The following is a 14,649-nucleotide window of genomic DNA, read 5'->3' as shown; positions in this document are numbered from 1 at the left end:
GACGGGGCTTTTTTCGCTTCATCAAACCCTGCCCGGCCTTCCATGACCGGGCGGTCGCCCCCGCCGCGAGCAGTGCTCGCGAAGCGCGGAGACCCAAACCACAAACTGGATGGCATGACCGGAAACGCTTCGGCCGAAGAATTCGCGAAATTCATCGATGCCTGGTTTCGCGGTCGGCGTCGCATTCCTTGCGGACTTCGATCTCTATCGCCGCCGCAAACTGACGCAGAAGGTTAGAAATAGCCGTATCACGCGCGTTGACGGGGAAAAACCACTTGGTGACACTGCATGGTTCACGATAACGGGCTGAAAACATGTCGCTCACACTGGGCCTGACAGGGATGGATCAAGCTACCGAGGCCGCTTTGAAAGCGGCTTTCAGCGAAGTCAACGAACGCTTCGGCCGCTGGAAAATGGTGGGTGAAGGCGACGCCGACTACGTGATCGTCGACATGGACAGCATGTACGGCCCGATGAGCTGGCTGCGGCTGCATGCCGCCGGCAAACGGGTGATCGGCCTGACCTCGTCGCCGCGCACCCAGGCCGACTTTCTGCTGCAGCGCCCGTTCAATGCGCATGAATTGACCACCGTGCTTGGCGAGATCGATGGCACGCCCGTGGTAACGCCTTCTTCCGCACCGCCCGCCAGACCCGCACCGCCGCCGCTGGCCGCAAGCCCGCCTGCACCTGCACCGGAACCGCCGCCAGCCCAGGCGGCTGTGCCGGTTGTCGTTCCGCTGCCCGCAGCCGCCGCACCCGAAGCACCCCACATCCCGCCACCTGTTGTGCAGCAACCGAGCGTTGCATCCACACCCGCAATGGCGCCCGCCGCAGCGGCAGCCATCGCCGAACCCGCTTCGTTTGCTGACGAGCCCGCTGCCCAGACCATGCGCAATACCGCATTCGCGCACTGGTTGCGTCCGGGTGCATTGACCGGCCGTGCACGCTATCAGGGCGGAAAGGGGCCTGAAGTATTCATCGACTTCACCCAGCGCCAGTATCACGGCCCGTCCACGCTCAAGCCGCTGGCCGAGTACTTCGTCGCCAACGTCGACCTGCGCGATTTCGAGCAGCTCGACGATCAAAGCTGGCAGACCGCCATCGTCGCCCTGGGTGCGCCGCTGCCGCTGTCGCGCCTGCAGTGGCTCGGCGGCCTGCTCGCCGGTGAAGGCCGATTCCTGCCCGGCTACAACCCGGAAGGGCGCTTCGTGCTCAGCAAGTGGCCGGAAACGGAGCGCGAGTATCCGCGCCATTTCCGCATCGCCACCGCGATGATGAAAGGGCCATCGACCGTCGCCGAAATCGCCGCGTCCAGCAACGTGCCCGCTGCGGATGTGGTCGATTTCATCAACGCCAACCTCGCTACGGGCTTCGCCGAGCAAGCGGGAGACGGCACAGCGCCGCCGGAAACGGGGAAATCCGGCGGTCTGCTGGATCGACTGCGCGGGCGCTGAACCGCAGCGAGCGGCGTTCTTGCCGCACTGCGGCGGAACGGAGGACAATACCGGGATGGTCGTCTCAACCTCCCACTCTCCCATCGACGGCGCGCGGTATCCGCGCCTCTCCCGCATCCAGTTTCCGGCCGACCTGCGCCAGTTCGGCGAAGATGAGCTGCCCGCCATCGCCGATGAGCTGCGCGCCTATCTGATCGAATCGGTCGGCAAGAGCGGCGGCCATTTCGGCGCCGGTCTGGGCGTGATCGAACTCACCGTCGCCCTGCACTATCTCTACGACACGCCGAACGACCGCATCGTCTGGGACGTCGGTCATCAGACCTATCCGCACAAGATCCTCACCGGCCGCCGCGACAGCATCCACACGGTCAAGCAGAAGGATGGCGTGGCGCCGTTTCCGAAGCGCGAGGAAAGCGAGTACGACACCTTCGGCGTCGGCCATTCGTCGACATCGATCTCCGCCGCGCTGGGCATGGCCATCGCCGCCGCGCGCACCGGCAGCGACCGGCGCATGGTCGCAGTGATCGGCGATGGTGCAATGACCGCCGGCATGGCCTACGAGGCCTTGAATCATGCGGGCGGCATGGATTCCGAACCCAGTCTGCTGGTGATCCTCAACGACAACCAGATGTCGATCAGCGAGAACGTCGGCGGACTCACCAAGATGCTCGGCCGCATGACCGGCAGCCGCACGCTCAACGCGCTGCGCGAAAGCGGCAAGAAGCTGCTCGGCGACAAGCGCACCAGCAGCACCGCGCGCTTCGTGCGCCGCTGGGAAGAACACTGGAAAGGCATGTTCGTGCCATCCACGCTGTTCGAGGAAATGGGCTTCCATTACACCGGTCCGATCGACGGCCACGACATCAAATCGCTGGTCGCGGCGTTGAAGACACTGAAGACCATGAAGGGTCCGCAGTTGCTGCATGTCATGACCACGAAAGGCAAAGGCTACGATCTCGCCGAAGGCGATCAGATCGGCTATCACGCAGTCGCGCCCTTCGATCCCGAGAAGGGGCTCGTCGCGAAAACGGGCGCCAAGAAACCGACCTACACCGACATCTTCAGCGACTGGCTGTGCGACATGGCCGCCGCTGACGACACGCTGCTCGGCATCACGCCGGCGATGCGCGAAGGTTCGGGGCTGGTGCGTTTCAGCAAGGAATATCCCGATCGCTATTTCGACGTGGCCATCGCCGAGCAGCACGCGGTGACGCTGGCCGCCGGCATGGCCTGCGAAGGCGCGAAACCGGTGGTCGCGATCTATTCGACCTTCCTGCAGCGCGGCTACGATCAGCTGGTGCACGACATCGCGATCCAGAATCTCGACGTGCTGTTCGCGATCGACCGTGGCGGCGTGGTCGGGCCCGACGGCGCGACACACGCCGGCAATCTCGATCTGAGCTTCCTGCGCTGCGTGCCGAACATGGTGGTGATGACGCCGGCAGACGAAAACGAATGCCGTCAGATGCTCAGCACCGGGCATCAATACGCGGGTCCGGCCGCCGTGCGTTACCCGCGTGGCACCGGCCCCGGCGTCGCGATCCAGCCGACGCTGGACACGCTTCCGATCGGCAAAGCCGACGTCCGCCGTACCGGCGCGCGCATCGCCCTGCTCGCATTCGGCGCAATCGTGCCCGCAGCCGAAAAGGTCGGCGAAGCGCTTGGCCTCACCGTGGTCAACATGCGCTTCGTGCGCCCTCTCGACCGCGCGCTCATTCTCGAACTGGCGAAGACCCATGATGGCTTCGTCACGCTGGAAGACAACGTTGTCGCGGGCGGCGCAGGCTCCGGTGTGGCCGAGCTGCTGGCCGACGCGAACGTCACGATGCCGATCCTGCACCTCGGTCTGCCGGACGCATTCCAGCATCACGCCAGTCGCGAAGATCTGCTCGCCGAAGCCGGACTCGATATCGACGGCATTCGCAGCGCAGTGCTCGAACGCTGGCCTGCGGTCAACGCTCAACCTGCCGCACGCGCGGCGGGCTGAGCACGACGATCGCATTCAAGCCGGACTCACGGCTCCTCGATCACATAGCCTTTCGCCGTCATCGCCTCGAAGTAGCCGCCCGCCTGCAACAGTTCCTTGACCGGCAATACGGCAAACGACGATGCGTTCTTGGCCAATGCCGCTTCGGCGGCATCGAACCAGAGGCTCGTCAGGCGTTTTTCGACATCCAGCATGCCCTCTTTGCGCGCGACCGCACTGCTGCTGAACGCTGCGAAACAGGCATCGAATTGATTCGAGTAAGGCAGCGCGCGAAGGGTTTCGATATCGCCTTCCGCCCAGGCGTTGGCGCGCAGGATCATCGTGCCAAGATCGCTTTCGATGCGATCGAGCGTCTTGCTGAAGCACTCCTGATCATTGATGGTCTCGTTCGCAAACGCCTTGAGTGCGGACTTCGGCTCCTTGATCCTGATGGTGACCTTCGGCGTGGTGACATGAATCCGGTGCTTCTTGGCGGTCCGGCTCACCACATCTGATGCCAGGTCCTTATCGGTCATTCCGGAGTGCGCAATCGCTTTTTCGTACAGTTCCACTGCGGCGAAAATCGGCCGTCGTTCCTCGATTCCGCGGTTGCTGCCGATGTAGCGTTGCTTCAGCACCTGCCAACGCGCGTATTGCGCCGCCGGCAATACCTCGCCGAGGGTCTTGCCGTCCGGATTCTTGAGCGCGTTGAACAGCGACGGCAGCAGCGTCAGTCCACGGAAGAAGCCGACATCCGCGTCCATCTCCACGGCCGGCGGCATCAGCACTTCCTGCGAACCGGCGATGATGCGCTCGACGTTGGCCGAATCCCAGTCCATGCGCTTCGGCAATGGCGACTGGGAACCGAGAATCCACAGCACGTGATCGCCTTTGCGTATTTTCCACAAACCCGGGCCCGGATAGCGCCCGGAAATCACCACGGTTTCGAGATCGGGGCCACTCGCGGTCTGTACATTGGGCGGTTCGACCGGTGCAGTGGTCACGGCAGGTGCCATCTGTGCGAAGGCATGATTGGGCAATGCGGCAATAAGCGTCGCCGAGGCGAGGGTGATCGAAAGAAAAACTCCTGCAACTGAACGACGCATGTGGACATCCTGTGGGGGGAAAACGCTGCGGAGTGTCCAACAAAAAAGCCCGGCAGTGCCGGGCCTCGATGTTCGCATTCAGCCAAGCGTGGGCTTGACAAGCTTGCGCTTGAAGGCATGCATTGGAATCGGTCGGGGTAGCCGGATTCGAACCAACGACCACCAGTCCCCCAGACTTGACGCCAGAAACAGATAACGCATTGATTTTATTTATTTTCAGCATCAATAAAGAGTGGGAAAAAGCATCAACTCCTATCAAATCAAATCAATCACATAGCGTCAAACAGGGTGAAGACCTGTGGCGTCCGTGCCGAGCTGAATTTTCATGTCAAGCCCCAATTTGGATTCGCCTGCCTAGGCAATTGGGTCTCATCCGGCATCTGTATTTCTCGCCCGCCACCGCCACCGCAGCCATTGGCCATCGATCACGCATTCATCGTCATTGTAGGGTCGGGCGGGTTCTGGTTGATATCTTCCTGCTCCTTACTGTTCTGCGATCTCACCCGGGCTCATGGTCTGGAATGGCGAAAAGATCGCCATTTCAGGGGCATCTCGGCGGCGATTCGGCGTCGGCGGATTGTCAAAAGAACCATTTTCGACGCTGGAATCTGGCTTTCTCAGCTGTCCGCGATGCTCGGGAGCGGCCTTGCGGATAGCTGGCACCACAACGATAACTCTCTTGAAAAATCTGTTACTGACTACTATTGACCGCCGTCGGCGGAAATATAGGAACGAGAGTCCCGGCCTCAACAAAACTGTCGTGAACCCCACCTTTTCGTTTGACTCCGTCTGAAAACAATCCCAATACTGAAACGTAGCGCGGTGGTCCCATGAACATCCGCTGCGTATTTGAATATTTATCGTCATAAACCAAGAGAACAGCTCGGTCATCGATACGATGTTCAGCAGACTCTCTGTCTAAGTACAATCTTGTTTCAATTCCTTTCGGCACAAGATAGCCGATTGAACGGATTTCACGGCCATTAAACTCGTTAGGTGTCGCAATTACACTTACTAGAATCTATCTCAAAATTGCCTGAGCAGTAAAACAAAGGCGGAAATCTGCACAAACCCGAGAAAGTTCTCCGGATACAGCTCCCAGCGATTCAATAGCCGGCGCTTGTTTTTCATCCAGGCGAAGAATCGTTCTAAGATCCATCGCCGCTTGTAGCGACGCAACTCACGACCATCTTGGGTCTTCGGTTTCACTCGATTCTTAACGGTGTGGCGACACCATCTTCACACTCTTATCGCGAAGATCATCGTCCAAGACATCGCTGTCGTAAGCGCGGTCGCCTATCAACACGTCTGGCATGGCTTCGATCATGTAGAAGTCAAAGCTCAACTGCACCAACTTCACCTCGTGGTGATTCGCCGCGTGCGTGCTCACCGATAACGGCAAACCCACGCGATCCACAATCGCCATGATTTTCACGCCTTTTCCGCACTTCGTGTTGCCGATCTCCAGGCCGCCACCGCGTCCGTTCGCGAAAGTCGCGTCGATGTAACACTCGGATGTGTCGAGTAGCTCTTGCTCACGCAGATCGTTCGCAAGATCGACCAGAATCCCGCGCAGAATCTCCTGCTGTGCCCACGCCTGAAACCGCCGATGGACGGTCTTGTAGTTCGGGTATGACTGCGGGAGCATGTGCCATTGCGCCCCGGTCTTGAGGACCCAGAGCACTGCATCAAGCACCCGGCGTGCCGCCACGGGCTTGCGCCCCGGCCGTTCGTCGGGAATGTTTTCCTCCGGAAAGTGATGCCTGATCCGGTCCCAGTGCGCATCTGAAATCTTCACCATGCGGCTATTTTGCAGCAGTTTTTTTCAGATTTCTATTTTGAGATAGCTTCTAAAGAAATCTGGCAACTACCGCTTTTTGGGCATGGCTCTGTGGCGTGATCTGCAACAACGGATACTGGTGACTTTTCTGCAGCGCAGCTACTGCAGATGGTTACAAATAGGGATAGCAGAATCTTGTTCATGGGCACCCTGCAGGAACGGCATACAAGCACATTTTTTGCAAATAGTCGCCTGGAGCTTGCTGTCGCTCCCGGCCTACTGGGCTGAACCCCTAGGCATAAGATTTGGCCGCCAGCGGACAGTACGCCTTATTCAGTTCTTTTTAAAACCAAGAATTTCTACGCTTTCTACGTCTGCCCCATCTGGGATGGGCCTAACACAAATCATAATTTCATGACTGCTTTTCTTGAAAAGTCCGCAGCTTTTTTTGCTGCCTAAATTTAAAGCCAATTCCGGATATTCCCAGCACACATTTTGCTCTGTGCAAATTGCTGGTACTGGGGACCAGCCCAAATTAAGCAGGCTCGTCCGAGCTTCATCATAGCTATCCCCCTTCTTTATGCCGACAGACCCAATGTCATCTTGTGAAGCAGCTGTAATATTGGATGTTTCGGCACATCCATTGATAAATACTGAGCACGCAATACCGATGAGTAGAGAGACTTTATTCATTGCATTCTCCAAAGTAAAATTCATCGCACTTTCTTAGCCATCTCAATAAAATCAGCAAACTCATATTTCCCTGGGGTTTTTCCGACAACGCTTGTGTTGAATGAATACAGAGAACCATTTGGCAGAGAAACATATGCAGTCTGATTTGTTTTTGAAATGCTTAAATTGATTTCATCGTATGCAAAAGCAAGGTCTCCATCGCTGAAAGTCCCATCGCTATCTGGATGCATATGAATGTAACCAACAACGAACTCAATAGGACCATTTAGATTATTGCTGTCGTAGATAGGTGTCCTGCAGCCACCTCCAAGCTGACAAATCTCTCCGCTACTTACAGCCGTACCCAACTCGAAATAAGCGCCGTTTTTGAAAATTCGAGCACCCACTTCGACATGATAGCGGTCAGTGATCGGCTGCATAACATCTGCAACATCCATGGCTAATTGATCGATATCGGTATATTGCTTTCTCCGTATGGCCACCAAACCAGCTTCAGCATCAGCAACTGCCATCCGACCAAGTCTTTTATCTGTCGGCCCCCACCCTCCTTTTTGCTTTGTCCTTCCATTGTGTGCCGGAGAAGCGAGCTGCCCCAAAGCTTCTGCCACCGTCATTTGAAATGCCGCCATCGCTGCGCCATTAGCAAACTTCCCGCCTGTCAGATGTGAGACGGCTCCACCGAGCAATGCTCTTGCAACCACACGTCCAACGCGATTTCCTATGCTGGCGTTGATCCCCGGCACGGCCAAGGCCGTCACGCCCGCACTCAGGAAGCCGCTCCCAAAATTGCCTCCTTGCAACGCCGAACTGACACCGCCAACGAAGGCACTGACAAAAACATTACCACCTCCGGCCATGCCCAGCACTGCGGTGAACGCCCCCATCAGTGCGCCCTGCGAGCCACCTGTGATTCCGCCACTGATGGCGCCCCCTGCGGCAACCATCGCCATGGTCACGGCAGCCGCAGCAGGCGTCAGACCATAGAGCGCGTAGCCGACCTGCGGCGCGAACACACCCACCGCGATCGCCACGGCTGCTCCCAGCCACTGCCGCTCTTCCTGCCCGATCATCCCAGTCGGGTCGGTATAGCGGTACGGGTTGTTGAACACGTAGGTATAGGCGTTCCAGTTTTGCGGGTTGTCCGGTGCCTGGATCACCGGATCGGCCTGCAGGAATCGCCCCAGCGTCGGGTCGTAGATGCGCCCGTTCATGTGGATCACGTCCAGCCCGTCCACCATTTCGTGGCCGGTGAACCCGCGTGTGGTACTGGCAAGCCCGGTCGTGGTGATGCCCGTCGCGCTGCCGTTGGTCCGGCGCTCGCCGAAGGCGTTGAAGCCGCCGCCTTCCAGCACCGCGCCGGTTTCGTTGGTCGCGGCGACCACGCTGCCGATGTGATCGGTGAACAGATAGCGGTTCGCGGCGATGCCGTTCACCACGTTCTGTACCAACGCCCCACCGATGTAGCGCTTGTAGGTGGTGGTGCCGTTCTCGCTGACGATCTCGATGTTGCCGATATAGATCGTGCGCCGGGTGCCGACGATGCCGAGCCCGTTGTCTTCGCGCTTGTAGCGGTTCCCCGAGGGGTCGTACCAGAACCGCGCCATGCGGTTCGGTGCGGTCACCGTGCCCTTGAAGATCTCGTAGGCCTGATCCTGCGCGTTGTAGCGGATGGTGCGATCCAGACTGTCGCTGGTCGCGGAGTCGGCGAACGTCTGATTACCGTGGCTGTCGTAGATGAAGTTGCTGTAGGCATTGTCCTGCCGCACCTGATGCGGGCTGCCGGTCATGTCGCCGTTGACGGCTCCCGACTCGACGTTCAGCCCGCATCCTGCGCGGCCGTTGTAGTTCATCCAGGTCGCATCGCTGCCGCGCATGAAGTGCGCGCAGATGTTGCCGAGTTTGTCGTAGCGCTGCCAGTCGGTGACTTGCCCGGTGCCGTAACCATAACTCGTCCCGCCAACACGGTTGACCCGAGCGATGTCTAGGCGATCGACGCTGTCGTACCAGAAGTCTTCGCCATAGTCCTTGCGATCCCTCAACGACAGATTGCCCACTGCGTCCCATGCGTAGCTGTCGCGCATGATTTCGCAGTTCGTCGCACTGCTGCCGGCACAAATCTGATTGAGACGGCCGGTCAGCGGATCGTATTGCCGGAACGTCTGCATCGCCGTGCTGCCGCCGCGCATCTCGCGTACGGTGTTGCCGAAGGCATCAGTCTCCTGATTCTCGATGTAGGTCGTCGCCACTCCCGGCACACAGCCGGGAGTAGCATCGATCGTGCTGGACTCGCACAGCCGCAACGCCTGACCGCGTGCGCCGAACTCGGTCTTCAGCCACTTGCCGCTCGGGTCCTGCACGCGCTGCGGGCGACCCAGTCCATCGAATTTCACGGCCGATGGATAGGACACGCCATCGATATAGGTCGCGCTGGCGATCACCCGTCCCATGCTGTCGAAGCTGTTGCAGCGCGACCAGACCTGGGTCTTGTCGCTTTGTCCTGCCCAACTCTCGTAGCTGTAGCCATCGGTATAGGTGCAGTGTTCCTGGCCAATACCGTTCGGTGCGGTGTCGAAATTCGTATATCCAGAGTGATCCCACTGCGTGTTGCCGTCGGCCTTGGTGTACCAACTGCCACGCCACTGCACGCGACCCCGGAAGTCGTATCGCTGTTGATGGCCGATGCCTGCGCCATCGTGTTGGACCAACAACTCGCCGGCCGCGTTGTAGCCGATGTGCTGGACCCCGGCATCCGGATCGATCGTCACCGTCTTGCGACCCAGCGCGTCATAGCCCATCGAGGTCGTGATCGCCCCGCGCCCCGCATTGCGCGTCACCGCGCCAAGGTTGCCGGCGGCGTCGTAGGCATAGAAGGTGCTCAAGCCCGCCGCGTCGGTCGCCTGCACCAGTTCGCCCAGCGCGTTCTTGATCTCGACCTTGGTGAAGTTTCGCGCATTGGTGGCCGTCGTCGTCAAACCACTGTAGGCCATCATGCTGACTGCTGCGCTGGCTTCGGTCACCTTGACCGGCCGGCCCAGCACATCGAACTCGGTCGTGGCCCACTTGCGTTCCGGTGCCGTGCAGACATTGGTCACCTCCGGCTCGCCAGCCGCTGTCGTGCCAGACAGGAAGAACGGTGTCGATGTGCGCCATGCGCGGCCCACGGCGTCGTAGTCGATACATACGCCACTCGCATCCTTGCCGCTGACATCCGCGTTGAAACTCTGCGACACCTTCAACACGTCACGTCCGAGCGCGTCGTAATAGACCCATTGCGTCGGCGAGGCTGTCGCCGTCGTCTTGGCGCGGAAGCGGGCACGCGCGGGACAGCTGACCGCCCCGGTGCCGGTGTTGCACCAGCGGAACGTCGTCAGGTTGTTGACCCCGACCGTACCGTTCGCATTCGGCACCGTGCCGCTCGCATCGGACTGCTGCCAAGCGTAGTAAGCGCGCCCCAACGTGCCGAACCGGGCGACGCTGCGGACGTTGTTGAGCCCCACGACTTCGGTCACGTTGCCGAACACGTCGCGCGCCAGCACCTCCGAGGTGACCGTTTCGACCGGTGCGGTGTTGATGTCCGTCGCCGTACTTGGCCGGAACAGTTCGATGGTGCTGACCGGGAACCGGCCTCGCGCGTCGTAGTTCTGCCGGCTGTAGCGGTGGATGCGCGACCAGTCCCACATGCTGAATTCGATATTGGTCGAACGACAGTCCGCGACCTGCTGCGTACAGACGAAATTCGCGACTCGGTTGCCGTAGTCATCCAGCGTGTATATCTTGCGCAGATCCTGCCAGACATCGACCATCGGCTGGATGCGCTCTTCGTTGAGCAGCCCGGTTTTCGGGCCGGTCATCGCATAGCCGAACCATGTCGAGCGGACCACATCCGGCATGCCAGGACGCTTATGGGTGACGGTACTTCCCGACAGCCGCCCCAAGCGCCACGCGGCGGTGTCGTCGATGTAGGCATTGTTGGTGGTGATCGTCGAGGCAGGCGTGGTGCTGGTCCCCGGATAGGTATCGACCGAGGTCTGCAGCACATTGCCGTAACTGCCATAGGTGAACGCGGTCGACACCCAACTGGTCTGCGTTGCGGTGAAGGGATCGGCGACGGCCTCCGCCGTACCGGCGGTGCGGACCTGAATCGGTGTCTGCGCGCTGGCGTTGAACGCCGTACCACTGCTGTTGACCGCTTCCCACGATTGCGTGCTCTGCGAGAAGACAGTGCCGACCAGACTTGCGCCTGGTTGTCCGCGTGGTGCGAAACAGCCTTCGGTCGGCGCTCCGTTCAGACACGGCGACGGCACATACACCTGATTGATCGCGGCGCGCTTGGCCGTTTGCAGCGGCTGGCCGAGGAGCGGGAAACTCTGTCCGTATTGGGTGGCAGTGGTGACATAGCCCCCGGTCTGATTCGGATCGATCGTCACCACTTCGCGGAAGCCGAGGAAGCCACGCCCGCCGGCCTGCAGTTTTGCGCCGTTGTAGCGGTAGTACACCGTCGACTGCGTGTTGGGGTCGCCGTTTTGCGCCGAGGTGCTGGACACCCGATGCGCGATATACATCGGCCCCATCACATCCTGTACCGGCGAGCCACGCCCCCAGTTCGATTGGGTATTGCGACTGCTGGTGTCGGGCCGGTAGACATCCTTCAACGTCAGCGGCGCGTAGGCGATCTCGGTCTTCGCCCCGAAGCCGTTGGTCACGCGCACCAGCGCATCGCGCGGGATGAAGCGGTTCTGCGGATTGCCGCGCGAGAAGGCGACCGGCGAACTGGCGTCGTTGTCCCACTTGATCCGCATGTACTCGACGTTGCCGTCGCCATCGATATCGATGAATTGATGGCTGCGTCCATCCTGACACAGCGCTGTCGTGCAGCCACTGAGGGCATTGCCCAGCCCAATCGCGGGTGCGAACGCGCCAGAGTTCAGTCCCCGCAGGGCAAGGAACTGGCCATCGGCGCTGTTGGGATAGACGTAGTCGGCACGCCCGTCGCCATTGATATCGGTCAGCTGCGCGTACTGATAGCCAACGATGGTGGGCGATGTTTGACCATTTCCCACAAAACCCGAGCCGGTGTTGAGGCTTGCCGAGTACAGCGGGAACTCGGCGTTCCCCATGAACATCGCATCGGTCAGGCCATCGCCATTGATATCCGCGAAGCTGTAGGGCCAGTCGGGATTGAACGCATTGTCAGAGTAGCGTTTGAGCACGACCGTGCTCGACGAAAGCGCATCGACGGCGAACATCATTCCGGTGGTACAGATCGTCGTTGTTGCGGTCACCGTGGTCGTTGTCCGCGTGGCAGTACCGCCACGCACACGCTGCTGTTGATTGCCGCCACCGCCGGGACCACCGCCACCGCCCGGTCCGCCGCCGCCCGTGCTGCACGTGGTCTGCACGTTCACGATCAGATCGGAACGCGCGTCGGCGTTGAAGTCATTCAATTGCTGGTAGTTGTTCTTGCGATACAGCCCGGTGACTGTATAGCAGGAGCCACTGCTGCAGCCATCGCCGATCAGCGACACCGCGCGCGGTGCGCCCCACTGGAACCCGTAGCTGCCGCCGCGCTCCATGATCCGCGCCACGAGCCCGCCACCGGATGGATACACCAGATCCAGCAAGCCGTCGCCATTGATGTCGGCCTGCTGGGGTTCGGAATACTTGTCCGCGCCGGAAGGAATCGGCTGCGCGAGTCCAGCGAGCAGATTGATGCTCGTGTCGAACGGCTGCGCGGCATTGCCGGTGGCGCGGTAGCCGATCCAGACCGTATCGGTGCGCTGGAAATAGTCGTCGCGACCATCGCCGTCGTAGTCGAGCAGGAACCAGCTGTAATCCTGGGGGCTCCAGTACAGCCCGTTGGGCGCGCAGAAGACCATGCCCGCGTTCTGCAGTGTGGGGCTGCCGTTGGCGTCCAGTCGCGAATACAGCAGGTTCACCTGCTTGGAGACGCAGGCATCGCCGGAGGAGCCATCCTTGAGCCACACCATGTCCTGGCGGCCATCGCCGTCGATGTCGCCGAACTTCATGCCTTCGAACTTGCTCAGGCTACCGTTCGGAATGGAGGCGGTGGGTTCCCAGGTCTGGAACAGGTTCGTATCCGCTTCGTTGGCGCGTGCTGCGCTCCACTCGAAGGTTGTGGGGGCGGCGCATACCTGCTGGGTCGCATCGCGACATTCCTGCAGACTGGTCAGCACCTGTGCGGCCCGCCCGCGCAGATACGTCAAAGCGTAGTGGCGCACGGGCGTGAAGCTGCCATCGTCGTCGTGATCGACCGACGAGGTGATGCTCTGCAGTTGGCTGCGGCTGCGGATCAGGCCGCCCGCGACATACGCGCGGTTGTCGAAGAAACTGCTGTTGTAGTTGAAGACGACTTCGGCATAGGGCGCTTTGGCGCTGCTCGCCTGACCCGCCAGCACGGTCTTGCCGGTATAGCGCACCTTGCTGATGAGGTGTTCGCCCGGGTTCTCCGGCGCGGTGCCTTCGCTGTAGAGATAGTCGATGTAGTTGCCGGTCGAATCCTGAAACCGGGTCTGCGCCCAACTCAACGCAAACGCTTCCTTGCCCGACACCGTGCTGTTGACGTAGCCATCTGCACGATTGGCCGTGAAACTGTTGTCACGATCACCGTACCAACTGATGGAACCGTCCTTGCGCTCGACGGTGAAGAACGCCACGCCGGCCGTGCCACCGGCCGACGTGTACGCACATACGCGCTGGAACGATTGCAGTTCGGTGCGCAGGTTCTCCACGGTCATGCCGGAGACAACGGCACAGGCTGCACTATCGTCGGCCGGCAGCAGTCGCTGACCGTCCAGACAATAGCGATCGGTCGCGGAAAAGTTCACGGGAGCAGGGTTGCCGTCCGTGACGACACCACCGACGATGAAATCGCCCGACTCGCGGGTCGCGCGGCAGCGGGACACAGCCGACAGGCCGCCAATCGACCAGCCCATGCCGACGGGACCATCGCCGCCTTGGCTGGAATAGTTCAACGACAGCTGCGGCGTGACTCCAGCCGTGCCGGGAACGGTGAGCAGGGGAATTGCATACGTCGCGGCGCCGGACTCGGCCACACGGAACTGAGCTGGCGTAGCGGATACGCTGTCCGACACCGTGTCCGGGGCAATCGAGAAACCATTCGCCGCAGCCGAGCCCGCCAAGCTGTCGCGCAATACCACGCCGACCGGCAGCAGTAGCACCGACACCACCAACAACAGCAGTCCCGCCGCCAATCGCATCCGCACGGTGTCGTTCATGTCGCGCACGTCGCCATGTTCCATGTTCATCCCGGTATCCCCCTGTTATTGCTTTTAAATGCTCGAACCGCGTGTATTCGCATGGATCAACAGTGTACGAATACGACTCGATGACCGATCTTCAACCCGCGCACCCCATTATATTTTGGCAGGACGCGATATCACTGTTTGAGATTGCATTGTTCGGAAATACATCACGCCTGATGCCAAGAAAACGTCCGGCACATCGGCACGGGGTCAACAGAACGTCATCAACAGAATCAAAGATCAAACCGCCCGCCAGGAGCAGCACCGCATCCAGGGCTCGCACGGTACATCCACGGACGCCAGACAAGAAAAAACCCCGGATTTCTCCGGGGTTTCAAATGCTTATCGGATGTTGCCGGCCACTGCC

The 14,649-nt window shown here is 60.2% G+C and carries 6 protein-coding genes and 1 pseudogene; 2 read left to right on the top strand and 5 right to left on the bottom strand.

Annotated elements, in window-relative coordinates; translation table 11 throughout:
- Positions 1–151 precede the first annotated feature (151 nt).
- Positions 152–316 carry a hypothetical protein gene (locus tag HOP03_14060; protein ID NOT89286.1) on the bottom strand — a complete coding sequence of 55 codons (165 nt, stop codon included), beginning with the start codon at positions 314–316 and terminating at the stop codon, positions 152–154.
- Here HOP03_14060 and HOP03_14055 point away from each other — a divergent pair.
- Complete coding sequence (locus HOP03_14055) at positions 315–1,454, top strand: hypothetical protein (protein NOT89285.1); 1,140 nt, start codon at positions 315–317, stop codon at positions 1,452–1,454. The two genes, HOP03_14060 and HOP03_14055, sit on opposite strands and share 2 nt — an antisense overlap.
- 55 nt (positions 1,455–1,509) lie before the next feature.
- On the top strand, positions 1,510–3,441 hold the full coding sequence (gene dxs / locus HOP03_14050) for a 1-deoxy-D-xylulose-5-phosphate synthase (GenBank protein NOT89284.1): 1,932 nt from the start codon (positions 1,510–1,512) through the stop codon (positions 3,439–3,441).
- A 26-nt stretch (positions 3,442–3,467) separates the two neighbouring features.
- On the opposite strand, the gene HOP03_14045 is transcribed toward dxs, so the two are convergent.
- The 4 genes and pseudogenes from HOP03_14045 to HOP03_14030 form a co-directional block, all read right to left on the bottom strand.
- Positions 3,468–4,526, bottom strand: coding sequence for a TraB/GumN family protein (locus tag HOP03_14045; protein NOT89283.1), 1,059 nt, complete (start codon positions 4,524–4,526; stop codon positions 3,468–3,470).
- Between the two features lie 1,026 nt (positions 4,527–5,552).
- A pseudogene (locus HOP03_14040) lies at positions 5,553–6,327 on the bottom strand (IS5 family transposase).
- 312 nt (positions 6,328–6,639) lie between these two features.
- Positions 6,640–6,999 (bottom strand): hypothetical protein, encoded by a 360-nt coding sequence (locus HOP03_14035; GenBank protein ID NOT89282.1) that lies wholly within the window; start codon positions 6,997–6,999, stop codon positions 6,640–6,642.
- A gap of 20 nt (positions 7,000–7,019) precedes the next feature.
- Positions 7,020–14,285 (bottom strand): hypothetical protein, encoded by a 7,266-nt coding sequence (locus tag HOP03_14030; protein NOT89281.1) that lies wholly within the window; start codon positions 14,283–14,285, stop codon positions 7,020–7,022.
- Between the last annotated feature and the right edge of the window lie 364 nt (positions 14,286–14,649).

Origin of the sequence: Lysobacter sp., assembly GCA_013141175.1 — a bacterium.
In the GTDB taxonomy this organism is placed as follows: Bacteria; Pseudomonadota; Gammaproteobacteria; order Xanthomonadales; family Xanthomonadaceae; genus Lysobacter_I.
Note: the sequence above shows the minus strand (reverse complement) of the source record. Positions and strands in the feature narration are given on the sequence as shown.

Excerpts from the sequence above, each read along its gene's own strand:
- HOP03_14055 (NOT89285.1), top strand. The coding sequence starts at position 315 with ATGTCGCTCACACTGGGCCTGACAGGGATGGATCAAGCTACCGAGGCC.
- HOP03_14060 (NOT89286.1), bottom strand. The coding sequence starts at position 316 with ATGTTTTCAGCCCGTTATCGTGAACCATGCAGTGTCACCAAGTGGTTT.
- dxs (NOT89284.1), top strand. The coding sequence starts at position 1,510 with ATGGTCGTCTCAACCTCCCACTCTCCCATCGACGGCGCGCGGTATCCG.
- HOP03_14045 (NOT89283.1), bottom strand. The coding sequence starts at position 4,526 with ATGCGTCGTTCAGTTGCAGGAGTTTTTCTTTCGATCACCCTCGCCTCG.
- HOP03_14035 (NOT89282.1), bottom strand. The coding sequence starts at position 6,999 with ATGAATAAAGTCTCTCTACTCATCGGTATTGCGTGCTCAGTATTTATC.
- HOP03_14030 (NOT89281.1), bottom strand. The coding sequence starts at position 14,285 with ATGAACATGGAACATGGCGACGTGCGCGACATGAACGACACCGTGCGG.